The following is a 22660-nucleotide window of genomic DNA, read 5'->3' as shown; positions in this document are numbered from 1 at the left end:
ATAAAAATATATCTTATAAATATTTCTATTAATAATAAATATTTTAATTATCAATGTATTTATGTTATAATTAAATATTCAATTAAGATGTTTTATAAATCATTAATTAAATTTTATATTTTTGAAAGGAGAAAAACAATGAAAAAATTACTATTCGTAATGTCATTATTGTTATTGTTTGTTGTTAGCTGTGGTAGTAAAAAAGCGGCAGATAGCAACGTAATTAAAATTGGAGTTATCGCACCACTTACTGGTGATGTTGCTCAATATGGTGTGGCTGTAAAAAATGGAGTTCAATTAAAAGTTGATGAATTAAATGCAGCTGGTGGAATCAATGGTAAAAAAATTGAACTTGTTGTCGCAGATAGTAAAGGTGAATCACAAGAAGCTGTTAACATTTTCAAAAAAATGGTTTCACAAGATAAAGTAAACTTAGTTATCGGAGAAGTTATTTCTTCTGCTTCAATCGCAGTTTCAGAATTAGCTCAAAAAGCTAAAGTTCCTATGATTACTGCATCTGGAACAGCTTTAGATATCACAAAAGGTAAAGATTATGTATTCAGAACTACATTTACTGATCCTTTCCAAGGAACTGCTGTTGCAAAATATGCTAAAACAAAAGGTATCAAAAAAATTGCTGTTTTAACTAATACTTCAAGTGATTATTCATTAGGATTAGCTGAAGCATTCAAAAAACAAGCAACTCAAGATGGAATAACTATTGTTGAAGAAAAATATACTAAAGATGATAAAGACTTTAAATCAATTTTAACTAAAATTAAAGGACAAAATCCTGAAGCTCTTTATATCCCAGATTATTACAATACAAATGGATTAATTGCTACTCAAGCAAATGAATTAGGATTTAAAATTCCTTACTTAGGTGGAGACGGTTGGGATGGAATCCAAACTAACTTTGGAAAAGTTGCTGAAGGTACTATCTTCTCGAGTCAATTTGCTCCAGATGATACTGATCCAACTGTAGTAAAATTCATAAAAGATTACAAAACTAAATTTAACTCTAATCCTTTAGTATTTGCTGCATTAGGATATGATACAGTTATTGTTGTTGAAAATGCAATCAAAAATTCTAAAGACTTATCAGGAGAATCTATCAGAACTGCTATGGCAGCTACTAAAGGTTTACCTCTAGTTACTGGAACTTTCCAATTTGACGCTGATAGAAACCCTAATAAAAAAGTTACTTTCATAGAAGTTAAAGGTGGAAAACTTACATTAAAAGAAAAATTATAATTTTAAATTCTATTAAATGATACAATTCAATTTAATTAGAAAATCTTAAAATAATTAGAATATGAGTAATTTTTATGAAAAGAAGATAGGTTATTTTACTATCTTCTTTCAGTTTTTATTCATATAAAAAATAAAATTTGAGGAGTAAAAATGTTAAAAAACTTTATAGAACAGACTATCAATGGTCTTCAAGCTGGTAGTATTTATGCGTTAATTGCATTAGGTTATACTATGGTTTATGGGATTGTTGGACTTATAAATTTTGCACATGGTGATATATTGATGATTGGATCTTACATTGTTTTAGTTTGTCTTTCATTTGGAATACCGTTTATTCCAGCACTTGTAATATCTATTGTTTTTTGTGCTATATTAGGTGTACTTATTGACTTTTTTGCATACAGACCTTTGAGAAATGCACCAAAAATTTCTGCATTGATTACTGCGATTGGAATGAGTTTCTTGTTAGAAAGTGTTGCTTTAATTGTGTTTGGAGCTAATCCAAGAGTAATTAATACAAATGCTATTCCTTCATTCTTGTCGGCTGATAGCAACATTAAATTAGGAGCTATCAACATTAGTGTGCTTACTATTTTTGTTATTGCGATTACTTTAATCTGTATGTATGTTTTAAATTTATTTATCAAAAAAACAAAATTAGGAAAAGCTACAAGAGCCGTTTCTCAAGATACTGGAGCTGCTAAATTAATGGGAATTAACGTTAACTTGACTATCGCAATTACTTTTGCTATTGGTTCTGGATTAGGAGCTTTAGGTGGAGTTTTATATGCGATAATGTATCCAAGAATAGAACCTTACATGGGTATGTTACCTGGATTAAAAGCGTTTATTGCAGCCGTATTTGGTGGAATAGGAAGTATTCCTGGAGCAATGGTTGGAGGTTACGTTTTAGGAATTGTTGAATCTTATACAAAAGGTTATATTTCTTCTACTTGGGCAAATCCTATTGTTTTTGGAGTATTAGTTTTAATACTTATATTTAGACCAAACGGATTATTTGGTAAAAATCAAAAAGAAAAAGTTTAATAGGAGGAAAAATGCAAAAAAATACACAAAAAACTACAAGTGTATGGGGAGATTTGAACTATTTCAATAAATTTAATAAACAAAATTATAGTTTGACTACCATATTCATTATAGTTTTATTCATTATTTTAAATTTTAGTTTTGATAGTAAAGATATGTTTAGTTATACTGCTGGTGTTTATATTAATATTTTGATTTATATATTGTTTGCAGTGAGCTTGAATATCGCAGTTGGATTAATGGGACAACTTAGTTTAGGTCATGCTGGATTTATTGCTATTGGAGGATATACTGCTGCTCTTATTTCTAAATCAATGGTTGCCGCTAATTTACCTGCTTTCGTTCAATTACTTATTTCTTCAATAATTGGTGGAATCGTTGCAGCGGTTTTCGGATTTTTATTAGGAGCGAGTACATTAAGATTAAGAGGAGATTATTTGGCAATTATTACATTGGCTTTTGGAGAAATTATAAAATATGTTATTCAAAACTTAGATTTCTTAGGTGGAGCTGCTGGATTAAAAGATATTCCGACAATAACTAATTTCCAAATTTCATTCATTTTCGTTGTTGTTTCGGTTATCGTTATGACAATGATTATGACTTCAAGAAAAGGTAGAGAAATTATTTCGATAAGAGAAGATGAAATTGCTGCTGAAAATATTGGTATTAATATTAAAAAAGCAAAATTATATGGATTCACCTTATCAGCTTTCTTCGCTGGAATTGGTGGTTCATTGTTCGCACACAATATTGGAATTTTAACACCTGATAAATTTGGATTTATGTTCTCTATTGAAATATTGGTTATGGTTGTATTTGGTGGATTAGGAAGTATCACTGGAGCAGTTATCTCTGCAACTGCCTTAACTGTATTAAATGAATATTTAAGAGAAGTTTCTCAATTTAGATATTTAGTTTATGCGATTATCTTAATTGTGTTAATGATTTTTAGACCATCAGGACTTTTTGGAACAAAAGAATTAACAATACCAAGATTTGTAAGAAAAATTAAGAATATAAAAAATAAAACTTTGAATAAAAACAAAAATAAAAAATAGGAGTATTAATTATGTCATTATTAAAAACGACGAATTTGGGAATATCATTTGGTGGACTTAGAGCCGTTGATGATGTAAACATTGAAATTAAAGAAGGCGAATTGATTGGATTGATTGGACCTAATGGAGCTGGAAAAACGACAATCTTTAACCTTTTAACAGGTGTTTACAAGCCTACTGACGGAGATATTTCAATAAACGGAACAAGCGTTAACAAAAAAACTACTCCACAAATAGTTACACTTGGAGTAGCTAGAACTTTCCAAAATATTAGATTATTTAAAAATTTATCAGTTTTAGATAATGTAAAATTAGCTTTAAACAATAGTATGAGTTATTCTACATTGTCTGCTGTTTTAAGACTTCCTAAATACTGGAGAGAAGAAAGAATAGCGACTGATACTGCATTAGACTTATTAGATATCTTTGATATGGCGGAAATGGCAAATATTACAGCTGGAAACTTATCATATGGTCAGCAAAGAAAATTGGAAATTGCGAGAGCACTTGCAACTTCTCCAAAATTATTATTGCTTGATGAACCAGCTGCGGGAATGAATCCTAACGAAACAAAAGAATTAATGAATACTATCCGTTTCATTAGAGACAAATTTAAAATTTCAATTTTATTAATCGAACACGATATGGATTTAGTAATGGGTATTTGTGAAAGATTATATGTTTTAAATTTTGGAAGAATTATTGCTTCGGGATTGCCTGAAGAAATTCAAAATAATAAAGAAGTTATTACTGCTTATTTGGGTGAGTAAAAATAGGAGGATTTTTGTGGATATTTTAAATGTAAGTGATTTGAATGTTTATTATGGTGGAATTCACGCTATAAAAAATATATCATTCAATATAAAAAAAGGAGAAATTGTTTCTCTTATTGGAGCTAATGGTGCTGGTAAAACTTCTACATTGCACGCAATTTCTGGGTTAGTTCCTATTAAAGCTGGAGAAATTTCTCTAAATGGTGAAAATATAACTAATATTGAAGCTCACAAACTTATAAAAAAAGGAATGGCACACGTTCCTGAAGGAAGAAGAATTTTTACTCAACTTACTGTTGTGGAAAATTTAGAAATGGGAGCTTACACTAGAAACGATAGAGATGAAATAAAAGCTGATATGGAAAAAATGTTTAAACTTTTCCCTAGATTGGCTGAAAGAAAAAAACAACTTGCTGGAACGATGAGTGGAGGAGAACAACAAATGCTAGCAATGGCAAGAGCCTTGATGTCTAAGCCAAAATTGTTACTTCTTGATGAACCATCAATGGGACTAGCACCTTTACTTGTTCAAGAAATTTTTAAAATTGTTGAACGTATTAATAAAGAAGAGGGCGTTACAATTCTACTTGTTGAACAAAACGCCAATATGGCACTTTCTATCGCTGATAGAGGATATGTTTTAGAAACTGGTAAAATTATTTTAGAAGGAACTGGTAGAGGATTATTAGTTAATCCTGAAATTAAAAAGGCATATTTGGGAGGATAAATTATCCTCCTTTTTTTATTAAACTATCTATTTTTCAGAAAAACTTATCATCGCAGTTGCTCTCCCTGCATTTTTCCCTTCTCGTCTATGCGAATGAAATTTGTCGCTCCTATTCCCTAATTTATCAATTTCTCCAAAAGTATCTTCGTAAGAAACAATTAAATTTTCTGGTTTTATGCCAAGTGATAGAGCCATTATCTCATTAAATTTTGTATTATCAAAATGATATTTCCCAGTATTTTCATTCCATTTAAACGATTTTTGTATCAATTCACTTTCTTTTCCAAATTTATTCACAAAATTTTCATAAAAATCTAGACCAACTTCATAATATTTTTGTTGCATTCCAATTCCTAATCCCATTAAAACATCCTTTGGATCAGTCCCAAAAACTTCTTTCATTTTTTCAAGACCACTTTTCATCATCCCTTTAAATGTTCCAGGCCAACCTGAATGCCATACTCCAATAACTTCATTTTTTTTATCATACACAAAAATTGGAAGACAGTCTGCATAAAAAGTAAAAATTGCAATATCTTTCCTTTTTGTCAAAAATCCGTCAATATCACATTCCTTCTCATAATAATATTTATCAATATTTTCATCAATAACAAAAACATTTGCTGAATGTGTTTGAAATGCCATAACTTCTTGCTTTCCTTCAAGATTTAATTTTTCCAATAATTTTTTTCTATTCTCTTTTTGAATACCTTGAACTTGATTTTCAAGGGGACAATAATCCGACATATTTCCAGCATTTTTCTTCGTATAAACTGCTTTTATCCCAAGTTTTTCAAACTCTTCAATAAAATAATAATTTTCCTTTTCTACAAACATCGTTTCTCCCTTTTTATTTTTTTCGATTTCCAAAATAATCTGTCAATTCAACAAATAATTCATTCCCATCAAAATATTTTTCAATAATTTCATTAGCCTTTTTCAAATATTCCGACAACATTTCTTTACTTTTCTCAAGACCATACAAACTCGGATAAGTCATTTTGTGATTTTCCTCATCATTTGATTCTTTCCCAGTTTCCAAAAAATCCCCTTCAATATCCAAAATATCATCTTTTATTTGAAACGCAATCCCAATCAATTCCGAATATTCAATTAATTTTTTCTTCTTCTCCCCTTCAATTCCCAACGCAATTAAAGGCAATTCTATCGCCGCTGTGAGCAATTTCCCTGTTTTATGCTGATGAATATAACTCAATGTCTTTCTCGCTTCAGCCACACCTTTTTCACTCTTTTCAATGATTTGATTTTCCGATTTAATGTCTACAAATTGTCCACCAACCATTCCGTAAAATCCTGCATATTTAGATAATTTCAAGATAATTTCCACTTTACTTTTATCACTAATTTTATCAGAATTTGAAATCACATTAAACGCTTCCGTTAAAAGTACATCTCCAACTAAAATCGCTGGTGCCTCACCATATTTTACATGCGTCGTCAATTTCCCACGTCGATACATATCATCATCCATTGCAGGTAAATCGTCGTGTACAAGCGAATAGCAATGAATAAACTCCAATGCTACCGCCACATCTTCCACCGCTTCATATTCCTTCCCAAACAAATCACAAATCATATACATCAAAATCGGACGAATCCGCTTTCCACCATTCATTACAGCATATTCCATACCTTCTGCCAATTCATCAGGATATTCATACTTTTGTAATTTTTTTTGTAAATTTCCCTCTACAATCTCTTTCTTCTCACTCAAATATTTTTTCAACATAAGCACTCACACCATTTTCTAAAATAATTTTTAAAACACAATTTTAAATTTTTTCAATAAAATCCTCTTTTTTTATCAAAAACTTTTTTAATCTAAATTTTCAGTTTCAAGTTTTCCATTTTTTTCTAAAACTTTTAAAACTTTCCCTTCCCCAATTTCCAACAATTTTTCTGATTCTTTAATCAATTTTATCGCCTTCTCATACTCATTTATCGAATCTTCCAACGATAATTCTCCATTTTCCAATTTTTCCAAAATCTCATCAATTTGTTCAATATTTTCTTCATAAGTTTGTTTTTTTCCTGCCATTTCTATTACTTCCCTTCTTTTTATTTAAATAAATAGTTGCATTTTTATTTATTTTCACAAAAATTATTCATAACAATAAAAAGTTACTATTTTTTTATTGTAATTTCTTTCATCATATTTCACGAAATTTCCTATTTTTTCAGGCATTTTTTCATAGATACTGTGTTCTGAAATAATTATTCCACCTTCAGCTAAAATATTATTTTCAGATACTTTTTCAATAGTTGATATTGATATATTTTCCTTGTACGGTGGATCCAAAAAAATAATATCAAATTTCTCATTTTTTCTTCCTAAAATTTCAATTGCTCTTGAAACATCATTTTTATAGGCCCTACTCACATTTGTCAATCCCAAAGTATCAATATTATCAATAATTATCCGTAATGCCTCTTTGTCTTGCTCAATCATAACAGCTCTTTTCGCACCACGACTCAACGCTTCAATCGCAATATTTCCAGTCCCTGAATACAAATCTAAAAATTTAGCATCCACAACCTTATCTTCTATAATACTAAAAATTGCTTCCTTAATTCTCTCCAATGTAGGACGAGTCTCTCTCCCTTCTCTTGACTTTATTTTCCTATTTTTCAATGTTCCTGCAGTTACTCTCATTCTAATTTCCTTTCTTTTTTTGATTCTCTTTCCCAATCTCTTTATCTATTTTCAAAAAAACTATTTAAATCTAATCACCAAATTATCTTCCAAATTAACATCCCCAACTAACAATTCATAATGTTTTGCTCTATCATTTTTCTTAGTAACATTTTTAAAATTATAACCTTTAAATTCGATATTTTCAATTGGATAATTTGATTTATTGTAAATATTTACATACAAAATTTCTGCTTTATTTTTATTAAAAAAATTGTTTACTAGATTGAAACTATAAATAAATTTTTTAGTTCTAGAAAAATCTGTATTTACTAAATCATAATAAACATTCAATTTACCTTCCTTTTGCGATTCCAATACTTTCGATACTGCAAACCATTCCCTTTGAACATTATCGTTTTTTTGATTTTCGTAAATATTTTCATCAAAATTTATTACAGCTCTTAAATTTTGTGATTTGTCATAATCTGAATAAAATTTTAAATTTTTTAGATATTTCCCTCGATTATTTTTATTTGCGTTACTATAATCTTTTGTAGGATTTTCAAGATTTTGGTCCAACCAAAACATAAATGTCGATTTCACATTGTAATTTCCAATATTTTTAAATGTGTACAAATTCTCAACTTTTATAGTTTTATCCTTCTCAATCGTAATATTTATATCCTCTCTCTTTATAACTAACGGCTCTTCTCTAACAATTTTAACATTTCCAACAGCTAAAAATTGACTTTTTTCTGCGAAAATAAAAGAACTCATAATCAAAAATATCATTATCACAAATAATTTCAAAAAAATTTTTTTCATATTAAATATAGAAAATACTTTTATTTTCTAAAACTCCTCTCTATAAATTATTCTAATATTTGCTAAAATTCCCACTCATTTTAATTAACAAGTGGGAATTTTCTGTTATTTTTATTTTATTTAAATAATTTCAAACATAATGTGAAAAAAATTAATATATTAGCATCGAATCTCCAAAACTATAAAATCTATATTTTTCTTCTATAGCCTTTTTATATGCTGCATCTATCAATTCTTTTCCTCCAAATGCCGAAACTAACATTATCAATGTTGATTTTGGTAAATGAAAATTTGTAATTATCGCATCCACTACTTTAAATTTATAATCTCCATAAATAAAAATACCTGTATAACCTTCTGAAGCAATTAAATTGCCATTTTCATCAACAGAAGATTCCAATGTTCTAACAGATGTCGTTCCAACAGCTATTACTCTGTGATTATTTTTCTTGGCATTATTTATTATTTCAACAGTCTCTTTTGGAACGCTGTATTTTTCTACATGCATCTTATGATCTAAAATATTTTCAACTTGAACTGGTCTAAATGTTCCCAATCCAACATCTAAAAACACCTCTGCAATAATTATTCCTTTTTCTTTAATTTTTTCTAACAATTCCTCGGTAAAATGCAACCCTGCTGTCGGAGCAGCAACTGACTCACCTTCCTTAGCATAAACCGTCTGATATCTATTTTTATCTTCCAATTTTTCTGAAATATACGGTGGCAACGGCATTTCACCTAATCTATCAAGTATTTCCTCAAAACTTCCTTCAAAATTAAATTTCAGTACTCTGTTTCCATCTTCCTTTACTTCCAACAATTCCGCTTCCAATTCCTCAGAAAATATTATCTTTTGTCCAATTTTTAATTTTCTAGCTGGTTTTAATAACACTTCCCAAGTATTCAAGTCTATTCTCTTCAATAAAAAACATTCTAGTACTACTCCATTTTCTTTCTTTCCAAAAAGTCTTGCTGGTATTACTTTCGTTCTATTTAATACTAATACATCACCTTCTTTTAGATAATCAATAATATTATAGAACTTTTTATGTTCCATAGTTTTTTCTTCTTTATTCAAAACTAACAATTTTGAATGATCTCGTGGATTCACTGCATGCTGAGCAATCAATTCCTTTGGTAAATCAAAATCAAATTCTAAAATATTCATTTTATTTTTCCTTTTTATATAAAATTACTAGAAATTGCTACTGTAAGTAGATCCAGCGCTTCCGATTTCAGTAGAACCAGCACTTCCAATTTCAAATGTTTTATATGTATCTACTCTATTATACCACCCTTGTAGCCATCTTCTTTCATTTCTCGGTGCATTGTTTACTCTTCTTGTTAACACAGCTTTTGCTGAATTACTAAATTCTACTAACGCACTTTGACCAACCGCAGTTCCCCTCATATTTTCCAACACTTGTCTTAATCCCCAAGCAACATTATTATATGAAGAAACTCCTGATAATCCTTCACCTTTAAAGTTTACATAATCAATTAAAGCATACAATCCATTTGGTGTTTCAACCATTCTATTAAATTGATTTTTTAAGTTTTCTTTATTTGAAGAAGCATTTAACATTTTATCAAGTGATGATTTTAATCTTTCGTAAATAAACATTACTTGAATATCTCTTGTACTATCAAAGAAAGAAATTAATTCTTGAATATCTTTATCCCCTCTAGCTTTTTTAGCCATTAATTCTGATTTACTTTGCCATGGCGAGAATCTATTTTCTTCTAAAATTTTAGGTAATTTTATACCTTGTTTTCTGTAGTAAGCTACCATTTCTGGCAAACTATCTCCAAATCCACTTCTACCTCCACTTGCTTTAAACCAAGTAAAATGTCCAATTCCTAGTGAAGGAAAGTTTTCTCCATCATTCCAAGCAACTAATTCGTTTATTGAACCTCCTGTTTCATTTTGGAATATTTTATCTGCAACAGACAATAATTGTTCTCTAGTTAAATTCAAGTCTGGTGCACCTTGTATTCTTTTATTTGCTGTATATTCTGGCATTCTATTTACATTTCCAGAATCTCTATAACTTGTATTTGTATTTGCAGATTTTTTATTTATATTTAAATCTGTATTTCCGTCTTTATATTGATTTCTTATTAATTTTTCTAATTCCGTATTTTTAGTAGTGTCAGCTGTTGTTGCAGCAAAACTTGAATATCCTAAAGCTAAACCGAACATTAAAATTGCAGTTTTCTTTAAAATTTTCTCACTCCTACTCATTCTCTCATCTCCCTATTTTTCTTTAATTTGTAATTTTTATAATCATTGAATCAATATCCTTTTAATTTGATTCAAATTTTTTCCGAATATATTATACTCTAAAACTGCAAAAATTACAAGTTTTAGATAATATTCTTTTTAAATATCAGACATTTCATATAACCTCAACTAAAAACACAATCTAAAATTGAAATCTAAAGTCAAAACTGCAAAATTCTGATATTTTTATTAATAAAATAAATTTTATTAATTATTTAATTTTTGTCCTACGACTACTCTGTCATTTCCTGCTAAATCTTTTATTATTTCTACATTCTTGAAACCATATGTTTCCATCATTTTAGCAACAATTTCTCCTTGCTTATACCCTATTTCAAATAACAAATATCCATTCTCATCCAGATATTCCATTGCTTTTTTTGAAATTGAATTATAAAAATACAATCCTTCACTTCCAGCAAATAAAGCCTCGCTTGGCTCATGCAACAAAGCATCTTCAGACATTACATCTGTTTCATCAGACGAAATATATGGCGGATTCGATACAATCATATTAAATTTTTTATACTCAATATTCTTAAATAAATCTGATTTTATAAATTTAATATTCCCAGCCTTTAATATTTTCTTATTTTTAGAAGATATTTCCAACGCCTTTTCAGAAATATCAACTCCCATTACTTTAGAAGTCGGTACTTCCAATGCAATTGTAATTCCAATTACACCACTTCCTACTCCAATATCCAAAACTTTTGGCTCTTCAATCGATTCCTCATTAAGTATATTCAATGCCTTTTCCACAAGAACTTCCGTATCTAACCTAGGTATTAAAACACCTTTATCAACATAAAAACTTCTACCATAGAATTCTTGCTCATTTAATAAATATTGAATAGGAAATTTCTCTTTTCCAATTTTATGAATATACTCTCTTATTTTATTTTTTTTCTCTTCATCTATTTCATCTCTATACTTAGTAAAAAGCATCATTCTTTCAATTCCCAAAACATTTGAAAAAATAATCTCTGTCTTCAATCTTGCTTCAGGAATCTCATTCTTTTCTAAAAAACTGACACTTTTATCTAACAACACTTTCAAATTTTCTTCTCTTTCAGCTGTTATTATATCAGATTTATATTCATCTTTTTTTAATATCCCATTTAATTTTTCTTTTATTTTTGCTATTTCTTTTTGTGATAATTCTCTCTCAAAATTCGCATAAAGCATAATTCTCTGCATCGATAAAACTTCTGCGAGAATACTCTCCACTTTTAATCTTGCTTCTTTAATTTTTCGCTTTTCTAAATAATCAACCGATTTATTTAATATTTCTAGCAAATTACTCATTATCACCAACAGCTTTTAACATTTCTGCTTGATCATAAGCGATTAACGCATCAATCATTTCATCTAAATCTCCATCTAGCACCGCTTCTAATCTGTGTAATGTCAATTTAATTCTGTGATCTGTAACCCTTCCTTGAGGGAAATTATATGTTCTTATTTTTTCAGATCTATCTCCACTTCCTACTTGCGATCTTCTTTCACTTTCAACTTCTTTTCTTTGTTTTTCGTATTCCATTTCATATAATTTTGAAGCTAATACCTTCATTGCTGCTTCTTTATTTTTTATTTGCGATCTTCCATCTTGAGAAGTAACTACCAATCCTGTAGGTAAATGCGTAATTCTAACTGCTGAATCTGTAGTATTTACGTGCTGTCCACCTGCACCACTTGATCTATAAGTATCAATCTTCAAGTCACTTGGATTAATTTCAACTTCACTAACATCATCAATTTCTGGCAATACTGCAACTGTAATTGTCGAAGTATGTACTCTTCCAGAAGATTCTGTAGCAGGAACCCTTTGCACTCTATGAACTCCACTTTCAAATTTCAATCTAGAATAAGCTCCATGCCCTTTAATCAAGAATGTTACCTCTTTTAATCCACCTACTCCAATTTCATTTTTTTCAATGATTTCAGTTTTCCATCTATTTCTTTCTGCATATCGAATAAACATTCTGAAAATATCTGCTGCAAATAAAGCTGCTTCATCTCCACCTGCTCCAGCTCTAATTTCCATAATAACATTTTTATCATCATTAGGATCTTTAGGTAATAAAAGTATTTTTAATTCTTCTTCCAATGTTGGAATTTCTTCTTCTATCGAATGAATTTCTTCAAGCATCATTTCTTTCATTTCATGATCTTTTTCTAATTTTAAATCTTCTTTAAGACTTTCCATTTCTTCTTTTTGCGATTTGTAATATGTATATTTTTTTACTATTTCATCTATGCTGTTTAAAGCCTTGTTGTATTCCATAAGCTTTTTAGGATCTGATATTACTTCAGGATCCATCAGCATTTTCGTTAATTCTTCGTGCTTTAATACAACGTCATCTAATTTTTGAAACATATTTAATTTCAACTCCCATTTTTTATTAATATATTATTTATTTCCGTAACTCAATATTTGTATATTTTATCATATTTTGTCTTTTTTTTCAAACAAAAAACATTGATAAAATAAGAAAAATCGTCCTAAAATTTAGAACGATTTCTTTGAAATATTTTTTCTTGACCTCGGTTATATCTATTATATAATTTTGCTCTCAAAGAAAGATTGTCATATGAAGACATATGCGATTTTTGGACAATGTAACTGTAGTCAGCTTCATATCCGTATAAACTTATTGATTTTTGCATTAACTTTATTGCATCATCAAGTATTCCTAAAGCTGCTGCAAACGGAAGTATTCTTTTAAAATAATTTGCCATCTCATCAACATCATTAAATTTCTTAATTTGACTATCTTCAGCAGTTTTCAAATACAATTTCATACCTTTGATATACTCTTTTTTCTTGATAATATCATTCGTATATTTCCCAATCAATTTTGAATAAATTAGAAAAATAATCAATAAAACCATTAAAATTATAGAAGAGCAAACTACACTTTTTATCATAATAACTACTCCAACAACCGCCAATACCGCAAACACTATTTTAGAACCAATTTTCACTGATGATATCAAAATTTCAACAATAACAATTCCAAACGTCAACACGATAAATGCAAAAAATATATTCTCATCAAATCCCACATCTTGCAAAAATCCATTTCCAATAACTGCCATTAGCACAATCAAAGTAACGCTCAAAATAAACGGCATTAAAAATCCAAGATTCTTTTGATAAACAACTTTTTCATGAATTTCACTAAAATAATTCAAGATTTTATTTGATATAATATACAATTTCTCACTTTCTTGAAATGTGTCATTCTTCTCGATAAAAAAAGTTTCCAACAACATTTTTTCTTCCTTAAACAATTCTTCTCGATTTTTCCCTCTTGAAATCAGATATTCAATATTTTTTCCATCACCTTCTTTATCGACTGCCTTTATAAATCCTTTAGAAATCAACGACAGTACTCCTATGTTTATAATTTCTTTAGGATCTCTCGTCCCATTAATATAAGCAACAAACATAGAAGACATATCTTTTGGTGGATTAAATTCTGGTACAATTGCTCTTTTTACTGGATCTTTTCCAAAAAATGCCCAAGAAAAAAACGCATAAATTATCAAAAGAATTACTAATGCAGGTCCTATTACTAAAACTGGATTAGTTACCAGCAACATTTTCAATGTATCAAAATCAGTAGGTGAAATTTTATCTGTTTTCAAATTTAACCAAAATGTTATTCCATTACTTATATCAAATTGATTTGTCGAATTTATAGTAATTTTCCCAAAATTCTTTACTACTTCATAATCATTAGATGAATCGCCAAACTCTCCCGAATAAACATCAAATTTTGCGATCTCATCTTCCTTAATAACTTCCCCATCATACATTTTTATTGTAACATTTGCCTTTTCTATCGGCATTTGCCAAAATTTTCCAATCACATTAAAATATATTTGATAAGCATCTCTTCTCCTAAGCAGCATGTTATAAATTTTATACTCAATTTCATACTTATTCGAACCAGTAATTTCCTCAAAACCATCTCCTATCGCATATCTCACCCCATCAAAAAAATTCTGAGATCTATATTTTTCTTTCATACCATTTCTTGTTACTGACAACATTTTCACATAAGGTTTATATAAATTATCAATTTTTTCTTTTGAAGCCAACGAAATATCATGATAGATTCCATGCCTCATTCCATCAAATTCATAATCTATTTTTTCTTTTACTGTCAATGTAGCATCTTTATTTATCGTCACTGTTACATCATAATTTTTTATACTTTCAGCATTTAAAAAAATTGAAAATACAAAAAAAATTGTGAGCAATATATTAAAAAATTTTATTTTTTTTAAAATTTTCACAATTTTTTCCTCCTTCATATGCACAAATCTAACTCTTGAATTACAAAATTATTCTCCAGTTTTGTCGTATTCCTCTTTTCTCTTATAAATAAAATCTGTCAATTCTTCCCTTCCAGTATTTTTCAATGATGAATAGAAAAATACATCTTCGTTATCGAACTGTAATTTTTTCTTAATTTCCTTCAATTGTCTAAACTTCTCATTATTTGATAATTTATCTGATTTAGTAAATATAATATAATATTCTACCTCATAATGTTCCAACCATTTCAACATTTCCATATCTTCTCCAGAAGGAATTCTTCTCAAATCCAACAATAAAAATACTATTTTCTTTCTTTTTGAAGTTAAATAAGTTTCTATTGTTTTCCCCCAATCTTTTTTCACTGTATCAGGCACCTTCGCAAATCCATACCCTGGCAAATCAATAAAATAAATTTCATTATCTATCAAAAAATAATTTATTAATTGTGTTCTTCCTGGCGTTTTACTCGTTCTCGCCAAACTTCTTCTTCCTGTCAACGAATTTATCAATGACGATTTTCCTACATTTGATCGCCCTATAAATGAAAATTCTATACTGTTAAATTCTGGATAATCTGCTTCTTTTACTGCAGATTTCACAAAATCAGCTTTTTTTATTCTCAATTTTTTTCTCCTTTTTAATAATTTTTATTCTAAATTTTTTTCAAATACTATTAAAATCCTAAATTAAAATCCATTGAAAAATCTTCTTTTGCCTTTTCCAATGATTCTTCATTCGGAATGAAATAATAAATTCCATTCATCATTTTTCCGTCTCCTGTAATTTCCTTCTGAGTTATCCCATCTTTTTTCAACAATATTGCAGGTAACACAGCTAACGCTTTTATAGGATTAGCAGATATTTCCATTCTTTTATTTACATATTTATAAACTCTTGGAATATATTTCCAACCACTTGGTTTTACTAATTTTTTTATAATTTCTTGCATTACTTGTCTTTGTCTTCCATCTCTTTCAAATGCACCGTCTGATTTTCTATGTCTTGTATACGCTAACGCTCTTTCTCCACTAATTCTATATTTCTTACCTTCATCAAAATGTTGCTCATCTTGTGTAAATGTATGGTTTGCAACGATATCAACTCCACCTATCAAAGTTGTCAAATTTATTACATCATCAAATCTAAATACAACACTATAATTTATCTTTGTTTCCAATAAATTTTCAACAGCTTCAATGGTACATTTTCGTCCTCCATCTTTCCCATCTCTCACACTCCCAAATGCAAACGAGTGCGTTATTTTATCTCTTTTCCAATTATCCTCACAAGGAATTTCTGCATAAGTATCTCTTGGTATAGAAATCATATCAACTTTAGCTAGTAACGGAACAACCTTTACAAGAATCAACCCATCTGCTCTAGTCCCTTTCATTTCTTCCCAAGGTCTCGCATCACTTCCAATTATCAACAAATTATATGGTAAACACAACCATCCAATTAGCAATATTCCAATTACTAATATTACTAATTTAAAAAAATTTTTCATTTTTCCACCTTTCACGAAATCTTCGTCTAAACTTCCAATTCTTTTAAAATTTTTTCAATTTCCAATTCCACTTCTTCAATTTTTTTTGTATTATCTATGACATAATCACTTTTTTTCTTTTTATCTTCTAGATTTATTTGAGAATTTATAATTTTTTCAACTTCTTCAAATGTTCTGCCATCACGCTCCATCACCCTTTTTATCTGTGTTTCCCTATCAACATAAACCAGCAAAATAACATCAAATTCCTTCTCCCACTTCACCTCAAACAAAAGCTGTATTTCCACAAATACAATTTTATTTATTTTTTCCAATAATCGCACTTGCCTTCGCATTTCAGCCAAAATTACAGGATGCATAATCGAATTTATTTCTCTCAATTTTTCTTTATTCCCAAAAACAACTGCTCCCAATTTCCGTCGAGAAATCTTTCCATTCTCATCCAAAATATCTTCACCGAAAGCCTTCACCAATTTTTCAATAACCTCTGGATACTCAATAACCTCATGCGATATTTTATCCAAATCAATCAAAGGATAACCTTTCTTCTGCAAAATCCTACTTACTGTACTTTTTCCACTCCCAATTCCGCCAGTTAAACCAACTACCACTTTTCCCTCCTCAAAAAATTTCACTTCCCTCATATTTTATATCTTTTTTACCTTAATTGCAACAATTATTGAATATTTTTCATATTTTTTTAAACATTTACCATATTTATTGTCACATAACCTAAAATCATTTGCTAATTTCTTTTTTTTGTGCGATAATAAAATCATATATAATTTTTTTGCTTTAATTAGAGCAATGAAAAAATAATTTAGGAGGATGTAAAGTGAATAATAGAATCGTAGTTACAGTTATTGGTAGTGATAAAACAGGTATTGTAGCAAATGTATCAAGTAAATTAAGTGAATTAAAAATGAATATCATTGATATTACACAAAAAGTTTTTGAGGATGATATTTTTGCTATGATTATGCTTGTTGAAGCTGGAGAACACAAGGATATTAAAGCTCTTCAAGATGAATTTAAAGTATTTGAAGAAAAAATTGGTGTAAGAGTATTTTTACAACATGAAGAAATTTTTAAAACTATGCACAGAATATAATATAATATTTAATAAAAAGTAAGGAGAATATAATGAATTTATTACCTGATGAGATACTTGAAACGATAAGCATGATTGATATGCAAAATCTAGATGTAAGAACTGTTACATTAGGAATTAGCTTATTGGATTGTATCGAACATAGTGCTGAAAAAACAGCCGAAAATATTTATAACAAAATTGTAAAAAATGGTAAACACTTGGTAAAATATGCAGAAGAAGTTTCTAGCAAATATAACGTGCCAATCGTGAATAAAAGAGTGTCAGTAACACCTATCGCTATTGTAGGAAACGCAACTGATACAGATGACTACACAATTTTTGCAAAAGCATTAGACAGAGCTGCAAAAGAAATTGGAATTGACTTTATTGGTGGATTTACTGCTCTTGTTGACAAAGGTATGACAAAAGGAGATATTAACTTAATAAATAGTATTCCTAAAGCTTTGAGCGAAACAGACAGAGTTTGTTCATCAGTTAACGTTGGTTCAACAAAATCTGGAATCAATTTAGACGCAGTTAAAATAATGGGAAAAACTGTAAGAGAATTAGCCGAATTATCAGCTGACCAAGATGGACTTGCTGCAGCAAAATTTGTAGTATTTACAAATGCTGTTCCTGACAATCCATTTATGGCTGGAGCATTCCACGGTGTTGAAAATCCTGATTTAGTATTAAATGTAGGAGTTAGTGGACCTGGAGTTGTAAGACATGTCTTATCTCAAATTGATAAAAATGCAAAAATTGATGAAATTACAGAAGCAATTAAAAAAGTTAGTTTCAAAATCACAAGAATGGGAGAATTAGTTGGTAAAGAAGTTGCTGCCAAATTAGGTGTTGACTTTGGAATTATGGATTTATCTCTAGCACCTACTCCTGCAATTGGAGACAGTGTTGGAAACGTTCTTGAAGAATTTGGATTAGAATCTGTAGGAGCTTACGGAACTACACTTGCATTAGCTATCTTAAATGATGCCGTTAAAAAAGGTGGAGCAATGGCTGCTTCTCGTGTCGGTGGATTAACAGGAGCATTTATCCCTGTCAGTGAAGATCAAGGAATGATTGATGCAACAAGTAAAGGTTACCTAACATTAGAAAAATTAGAAGCAATGACTTGTGTATGTTCAGTTGGATTAGATATGATTGCTATCCCAGGTGATACTCCAGAAGCTGTAATTTCTGGAATTATCGCAGATGAAATGGCAATTGGAATGGTTAACAGTAAAACAACAGCCGTTCGTATAATTCCTGTTCCTGGTAAAAAAGCTGGAGATAGAGTAGTATTCGGTGGACTTTTAGGAGAAGCTGACATCATAAATATCAATAGTCTTGATTGTTCAGTATTAATTAATAGAGGTGGAAGAGTTGCCCCTCCAATTCAAGCATTGAAAAATTAATTTATTATTTCGAATTAAACTTAATATAAAAAAATTCGATAGCCTAAATTCTAAATATAATAGTTTTTAGATTATCGAATTTTATTTTACATTAATACTCTATTTTGTTGAAACTAAACTGTCAACAATTCTTTTTCTTTAGCCGCCAATGCAGTATCAATAGCTGCAATATATTTATCTGTAGATTTTTGAACTTTTTCTTCACTTGCTTTTAATTCATCTTCAGTAATTTCGCTATCTTTTTCTAATTTTCTCAATTTGTTATTTACATCTTTTCTAACATTTCTAACAGCTACTTTTCCTTCTTCAGCTTCTTTTTTTACAACTTTTACATATTCTTTTCTTCTATCCTCAGTCAATTCAGGTACTACCAATCTAATGATTTTACCATCATTTGAAGGATTAAATCCTAAGTTTGCTTGTAAAATTGTTTTTTCAATCGCAGGAATTAAAGATTTATCCCAAGGATCAATTACTAATAATCTAGCTTCTGGTGCTGAAACTGTCCCAACTTGATTTAATGGAGTTGGAGTTCCATAAGCTTCTACTGAAACACCATCTAACATAGATACATTAGCTCTTCCTGCTCTTACATGTGAAAATTTTTCTTTTGTATTTTCAACAGATTTTTCCATTTTGCTTTCTGCTTCTGCTAAAATAGTATTTAACATATTTATACCACCTTCTATTTTTTATTTTATTTTTTTCTGAATCAAACTCACAAAGTTATTTTTTTATCTTTCTTCAAGCGAGTATTTTTAAAAATAACCTATCCTTTTCAATTAATCAGTTACAACTGTCCCAATGTTTTCACCTTGAGCCATTTTCAAGATATTTCCTTCTTCCAAAGCATTAAATACAACTATTGGCATCTCATTTTCTCTACATAATGAAAGTGCTGCAGTATCCATAACTTTTAAATTTTTAGAAATAGCTTCTGCATAGCTAACAGTTTCATATCTTACTGCATCTTCAAATTTCATAGGATCTTTATCATAAATTCCATCAACTTTTGTTCCTTTCGCCAACACATCAGCATGTATTTCTACAGCTCTTAACGCTCCAGATGAATCAGTTGTGAAATACGGATTACTTGTACCACCTGCAAAAATAACAACTCTTCCTTTTTCAAGATGTCTTATCGCTTTTCTTCTAATAAAAGGTTCTGCAACTTGTGGCATTTGAAGTGCACTCATCACTCTTGTTGGCACACCTAAATTTTCGATAGAATTTTGCAATGCAAGCCCATTCATAATAGTTGCAAGCATTCCCATTGTATCTCCAGTCACTCTATCAAAACCTTTTTCCATTCCACTTATTCCACGGAAAATATTTCCACCACCAATTACAATAGCTACTTCTACTCCTTGGTCATGAACTTCTTTTATTTGTCTTGCAAAACTTTCAAGTACATCATTTGAAAATCCAAATTCTTTATCTCCAGCAAGTGCTTCCCCACTCAATTTCAATAATATTCTTTTATATTTAAGCATATTTCATTTCTCCCATTCATGAGTATATTATACAAAAATAGGGGGAAAATCCCCCTAATTTCTAGTTTCCAGAAATTTGTGCAGCTACTTCTGCAGCAAAATCTACTTCTTCTTTTTCGATTCCTTCTCCAACTTTAAATCTGTCAAATGAATTTATTGTGCTAGGGGCAATAAACTCTCCGATAGTAACACTGTCATCTCTAACATATTTTTGTTGTACTAAACAGTTTTCTTCGTAGAATTTTCTCATTTTTCCTTCTAATATTTTTTCAATAATATTAGCCGGTTTTCCTTCAGCAGTTAATTGGTGTCTTGCAATTTCTTTTTCTCTTTCTAAATCTTCAACTGTAACTTCTGATTTATCTAAGTATTTAGGATCCATTGCTGCGATATGCATTGCAACTCCTTTTGCTTTTTCAACATTTTCAGGAGTAGCTTCTCCTTCAACATTTAATAATACTCCAATTTTTCCACCTAAGTGAATATAAGTTTCGATGAATCCGTCAGTAGAAACTACTTTTAATCTTCTGATGTTCATGTTTTCACCAATTTTAGCAATTAATTCTGTCAAATGAGTTTCAACAGTTTTTCCTTCAAATTCAATTGCTTTTAATTCATCTTCACTTGTTAAATCATGGTTTAAAGTTAAGTCTACCAATTTTTCTCCAAATGATTTGAATTCATCATTTTTAGCAACGAAATCTGTTTCAGAGTTGAATTCCAAGATAGCACCTTTTTTTCTATCTTCAGAAACTGCTGCGAATACCAATCCTTCAGCTGCTACTCTTCCTGATTTTTTAGCTGCTTTAGCAATTCCTTTTTCTCTTAACCAGTCAATTGCTTTTTCGATGTCTCCACCGTTTTCTTGTAAAGCTTTTTTACAGTCAAGCATTCCTGCTCCTGTTCTTTCTCTTAATTCTTTAATAAGTGCTGTTGTAATTGCCACTTTTTTTCCCTCCTATAATTATTAAAATTTTCTGTGTTTACAAGAATCGGGGAATGGTTTTATTCCCCTATCCTTTTATTTTATTTATTCTGTAATTCAATTATGCTTCTGTATTTTCATTTTCAGTTTCAGTTACTACTTCTTCAACAACTTCTTCTGTAACTACTTCTTCAGGTGCAACTTCTTCAGAAACTCCTTCTACTCCACCGTTTCCTTCAACAGCTGCGTTTGCAATAACTTGTGCGAATAATTTTACTGATCTAATTGCATCATCATTTGCAGGAATTCTGTAAGTTACTAATTCAGGATCTACGTTTGTATCGATTAATGCGATTACAGGTATTCCTAATCTTTTAGCTTCTTCTAATGCTAAGAATTCTTTTTTAATATCTACTACGAATAAAGCTGCTGGTAATTCGTTCATTTCTTTAATTCCACCGATATTTTTAGACAATTTAGCCATTTCTTTTCTTAACAATCCAGCTTCTTTTTTAGTATAAGCTGTATCTAAAGTTCCATCAGCATCCATTTCTTCTAAGTCTTTTAATCTTTGTACTCTTTTTTTAATAGTTTCTAAGTTAGTTAATAATCCACCTAACCATCTGTGGTTTACATAGAATCCTCCAGCTCTTTCTGCTTCTTCTTTAACTGCTTCTTGAGCTTGTTTTTTAGTTCCTACGAATAATACTTTTCCACCTTCAGCTGAAATTTCTCTTACGAATTCGTATGCTTTTTCAGTTGCTCCTAAAGTTTGGTGCAAATCTAAAATATGAATTCCATTTCTTTCTGTAAAAATATAAGGTTTCATTTTTGGATTCCATCTTTTTGCTTGGTGTCCAAAATGTGCTCCTACTTCTAATAATTGTTTCATTGTAATTACTGCCATTACTAATTTCCTCCTAAATTTTTTTTGGTTTATCTCCCACTTATCTCCAAAAACAGATTACCTCTAATAATTATATTCGATAACACCCTATTTTTGAATAAATGCAAAGTGTGATTTATAATCGTTATATATTCTATCATTTTTTTCATTAATTGTCAAACTTTTGAAATCCATTTTTTATTGATATTTTAAATATTTATTATATGACTATCTGAACTATTCCTACATGTAGAAGTCGGAGACTTCTTGCTATCTTTTATCAAAAAACATCATTTGGATCCTAAAATAAAATATCAAAAAAGGCTGGATTTAACTCCAACCTTTGAATGTAATATAACTAATAAACTAATTTCACAA

24 protein-coding genes are annotated in these 22660 nt (G+C 29.5%); 7 read left to right on the top strand and 17 right to left on the bottom strand.

Annotated features, from left to right (window positions below; all coding sequences use genetic code 11):
- Nucleotides 1–138 precede the first annotated feature (138 nt).
- The 5 genes from J4863_RS01410 to J4863_RS01390 all read left to right on the top strand — a co-directional run bounded on the left by J4863_RS01410 (nt 139) and on the right by J4863_RS01390 (nt 4862).
- Nucleotides 139–1254 carry an ABC transporter substrate-binding protein gene (locus J4863_RS01410; RefSeq protein WP_211618726.1) on the top strand — a complete coding sequence of 372 codons (1116 nt, stop codon included), beginning with the start codon at nt 139–141 and terminating at the stop codon, nt 1252–1254.
- Between the two features lie 150 nt (nt 1255–1404).
- Nucleotides 1405–2301, top strand: coding sequence for a branched-chain amino acid ABC transporter permease (locus J4863_RS01405; protein WP_211618724.1), 897 nt, complete (start codon nt 1405–1407; stop codon nt 2299–2301).
- Nucleotides 2302–2312: 11 nt separating this feature from the next.
- Nucleotides 2313–3362 (top strand): branched-chain amino acid ABC transporter permease, encoded by a 1050-nt coding sequence (locus J4863_RS01400; protein WP_211618722.1) that lies wholly within the window; start codon nt 2313–2315, stop codon nt 3360–3362.
- Nucleotides 3363–3373: 11 nt separating this feature from the next.
- Nucleotides 3374–4132 carry an ABC transporter ATP-binding protein gene (locus J4863_RS01395; protein WP_211618720.1) on the top strand — a complete coding sequence of 253 codons (759 nt, stop codon included), beginning with the start codon at nt 3374–3376 and terminating at the stop codon, nt 4130–4132.
- Nucleotides 4133–4154: 22 nt separating this feature from the next.
- Complete coding sequence (locus J4863_RS01390; RefSeq protein WP_371815584.1) at nt 4155–4862, top strand: ABC transporter ATP-binding protein; 708 nt, start codon at nt 4155–4157, stop codon at nt 4860–4862.
- A gap of 27 nt (nt 4863–4889) precedes the next feature.
- Here J4863_RS01390 and J4863_RS01385 read toward each other — a convergent pair whose 3' ends face one another.
- The 13 genes from J4863_RS01385 to coaE form a co-directional block, all read right to left on the bottom strand.
- Complete coding sequence (locus J4863_RS01385; protein WP_211618717.1) at nt 4890–5699, bottom strand: polyphenol oxidase family protein; 810 nt, start codon at nt 5697–5699, stop codon at nt 4890–4892.
- Between the two features lie 13 nt (nt 5700–5712).
- Nucleotides 5713–6612, bottom strand: a complete 900-nt coding sequence (locus J4863_RS01380; RefSeq protein WP_211618715.1) for a polyprenyl synthetase family protein — start codon at nt 6610–6612, stop codon at nt 5713–5715.
- 87 nt (nt 6613–6699) lie between these two features.
- Nucleotides 6700–6921 carry an exodeoxyribonuclease VII small subunit gene (gene xseB / locus J4863_RS01375; protein WP_211618713.1) on the bottom strand — a complete coding sequence of 74 codons (222 nt, stop codon included), beginning with the start codon at nt 6919–6921 and terminating at the stop codon, nt 6700–6702.
- A 63-nt stretch (nt 6922–6984) separates the two neighbouring features.
- Nucleotides 6985–7560 (bottom strand): 16S rRNA (guanine(966)-N(2))-methyltransferase RsmD, encoded by a 576-nt coding sequence (gene rsmD / locus J4863_RS01370; protein ID WP_256439029.1) that lies wholly within the window; start codon nt 7558–7560, stop codon nt 6985–6987.
- Nucleotides 7561–7596: 36 nt separating this feature from the next.
- Entirely contained in the window at nt 7597–8295 is a 699-nt protein-coding gene (locus J4863_RS01365) for a hypothetical protein (protein ID WP_249111539.1), read from the bottom strand.
- 199 nt (nt 8296–8494) lie between these two features.
- Nucleotides 8495–9514, bottom strand: coding sequence for a tRNA preQ1(34) S-adenosylmethionine ribosyltransferase-isomerase QueA (gene queA / locus J4863_RS01360; RefSeq protein ID WP_211618707.1), 1020 nt, complete (start codon nt 9512–9514; stop codon nt 8495–8497).
- Between the two features lie 27 nt (nt 9515–9541).
- Nucleotides 9542–10591, bottom strand: coding sequence for a hypothetical protein (locus tag J4863_RS01355; protein ID WP_211618705.1), 1050 nt, complete (start codon nt 10589–10591; stop codon nt 9542–9544).
- Between the two features lie 246 nt (nt 10592–10837).
- On the bottom strand, nt 10838–11938 hold the full coding sequence (gene prmC / locus J4863_RS01350; RefSeq protein WP_211618704.1) for a peptide chain release factor N(5)-glutamine methyltransferase: 1101 nt from the start codon (nt 11936–11938) through the stop codon (nt 10838–10840).
- Complete coding sequence (prfA, locus tag J4863_RS01345) at nt 11931–13010, bottom strand: peptide chain release factor 1 (RefSeq protein WP_211618702.1); 1080 nt, start codon at nt 13008–13010, stop codon at nt 11931–11933. Before prfA ends, prmC begins: the two co-directional genes overlap by 8 nt.
- Nucleotides 13011–13135: 125 nt before the next feature.
- Nucleotides 13136–14938 carry a DUF2207 domain-containing protein gene (locus J4863_RS01340; RefSeq protein WP_211618699.1) on the bottom strand — a complete coding sequence of 601 codons (1803 nt, stop codon included), beginning with the start codon at nt 14936–14938 and terminating at the stop codon, nt 13136–13138.
- A gap of 48 nt (nt 14939–14986) precedes the next feature.
- Nucleotides 14987–15586, bottom strand: a complete 600-nt coding sequence (yihA, locus tag J4863_RS01335; protein ID WP_211618698.1) for a ribosome biogenesis GTP-binding protein YihA/YsxC — start codon at nt 15584–15586, stop codon at nt 14987–14989.
- Between the two features lie 50 nt (nt 15587–15636).
- Complete coding sequence (locus J4863_RS01330) at nt 15637–16470, bottom strand: LCP family protein (RefSeq protein ID WP_211618696.1); 834 nt, start codon at nt 16468–16470, stop codon at nt 15637–15639.
- 26 nt (nt 16471–16496) lie between these two features.
- Nucleotides 16497–17081, bottom strand: a complete 585-nt coding sequence (coaE, locus tag J4863_RS01325) for a dephospho-CoA kinase (protein ID WP_211618694.1) — start codon at nt 17079–17081, stop codon at nt 16497–16499.
- Nucleotides 17082–17305: 224 nt separating this feature from the next.
- Between coaE and J4863_RS01320 the strand changes: the two genes are divergently transcribed.
- Together J4863_RS01320 and J4863_RS01315 are read left to right on the top strand one after the other, a co-directional pair.
- Nucleotides 17306–17581 (top strand): ACT domain-containing protein, encoded by a 276-nt coding sequence (locus tag J4863_RS01320; protein WP_211618692.1) that lies wholly within the window; start codon nt 17306–17308, stop codon nt 17579–17581.
- 32 nt (nt 17582–17613) lie between these two features.
- Nucleotides 17614–18978 (top strand): PFL family protein, encoded by a 1365-nt coding sequence (locus J4863_RS01315; RefSeq protein WP_211618691.1) that lies wholly within the window; start codon nt 17614–17616, stop codon nt 18976–18978.
- 113 nt (nt 18979–19091) lie between these two features.
- Here the strand turns inward: J4863_RS01315 and frr are convergent, their stop codons facing one another.
- From frr to rpsB, 4 genes are all read right to left on the bottom strand, one after another.
- On the bottom strand, nt 19092–19649 hold the full coding sequence (frr, locus tag J4863_RS01310; protein WP_211618689.1) for a ribosome recycling factor: 558 nt from the start codon (nt 19647–19649) through the stop codon (nt 19092–19094).
- 111 nt (nt 19650–19760) lie between these two features.
- Nucleotides 19761–20471, bottom strand: a complete 711-nt coding sequence (gene pyrH, locus J4863_RS01305) for a UMP kinase (RefSeq protein WP_211618686.1) — start codon at nt 20469–20471, stop codon at nt 19761–19763.
- Between the two features lie 61 nt (nt 20472–20532).
- Nucleotides 20533–21417 carry a translation elongation factor Ts gene (gene tsf / locus J4863_RS01300; protein ID WP_211618685.1) on the bottom strand — a complete coding sequence of 295 codons (885 nt, stop codon included), beginning with the start codon at nt 21415–21417 and terminating at the stop codon, nt 20533–20535.
- Nucleotides 21418–21517: 100 nt separating this feature from the next.
- Nucleotides 21518–22303, bottom strand: coding sequence for a 30S ribosomal protein S2 (gene rpsB, locus J4863_RS01295; RefSeq protein WP_211618683.1), 786 nt, complete (start codon nt 22301–22303; stop codon nt 21518–21520).
- Nucleotides 22304–22660: the final 357 nt, after the last annotated feature.

This window comes from Leptotrichia sp. oral taxon 221, from assembly GCF_018128245.1.
Classification (GTDB): Bacteria; Fusobacteriota; Fusobacteriia; order Fusobacteriales; family Leptotrichiaceae; genus JABCPH02.
This window is presented reverse-complemented; position numbering and strand designations above follow the sequence as displayed.

Coding starts and splice junctions, on each gene's coding strand:
- J4863_RS01410 (WP_211618726.1), top strand. CDS start 139: ATGAAAAAATTACTATTCGTAATGTCATTATTGTTATTGTTTGTTGTT.
- J4863_RS01405 (WP_211618724.1), top strand. CDS start 1,405: ATGTTAAAAAACTTTATAGAACAGACTATCAATGGTCTTCAAGCTGGT.
- J4863_RS01400 (WP_211618722.1), top strand. CDS start 2,313: ATGCAAAAAAATACACAAAAAACTACAAGTGTATGGGGAGATTTGAAC.
- J4863_RS01395 (WP_211618720.1), top strand. CDS start 3,374: ATGTCATTATTAAAAACGACGAATTTGGGAATATCATTTGGTGGACTT.
- J4863_RS01385 (WP_211618717.1), bottom strand. CDS start 5,699: ATGTTTGTAGAAAAGGAAAATTATTATTTTATTGAAGAGTTTGAAAAA.
- J4863_RS01380 (WP_211618715.1), bottom strand. CDS start 6,612: ATGTTGAAAAAATATTTGAGTGAGAAGAAAGAGATTGTAGAGGGAAAT.
- xseB (WP_211618713.1), bottom strand. CDS start 6,921: ATGGCAGGAAAAAAACAAACTTATGAAGAAAATATTGAACAAATTGAT.
- J4863_RS01365 (WP_249111539.1), bottom strand. CDS start 8,295: ATGAGTTCTTTTATTTTCGCAGAAAAAAGTCAATTTTTAGCTGTTGGA.
- queA (WP_211618707.1), bottom strand. CDS start 9,514: ATGAATATTTTAGAATTTGATTTTGATTTACCAAAGGAATTGATTGCT.
- J4863_RS01355 (WP_211618705.1), bottom strand. CDS start 10,591: ATGAGTAGGAGTGAGAAAATTTTAAAGAAAACTGCAATTTTAATGTTC.
- prmC (WP_211618704.1), bottom strand. CDS start 11,938: ATGAGTAATTTGCTAGAAATATTAAATAAATCGGTTGATTATTTAGAA.
- prfA (WP_211618702.1), bottom strand. CDS start 13,010: ATGTTTCAAAAATTAGATGACGTTGTATTAAAGCACGAAGAATTAACG.
- J4863_RS01330 (WP_211618696.1), bottom strand. CDS start 16,470: ATGAAAAATTTTTTTAAATTAGTAATATTAGTAATTGGAATATTGCTA.
- J4863_RS01315 (WP_211618691.1), top strand. CDS start 17,614: ATGAATTTATTACCTGATGAGATACTTGAAACGATAAGCATGATTGAT.
- frr (WP_211618689.1), bottom strand. CDS start 19,649: ATGTTAAATACTATTTTAGCAGAAGCAGAAAGCAAAATGGAAAAATCT.
- pyrH (WP_211618686.1), bottom strand. CDS start 20,471: ATGCTTAAATATAAAAGAATATTATTGAAATTGAGTGGGGAAGCACTT.
- rpsB (WP_211618683.1), bottom strand. CDS start 22,303: ATGGCAGTAATTACAATGAAACAATTATTAGAAGTAGGAGCACATTTT.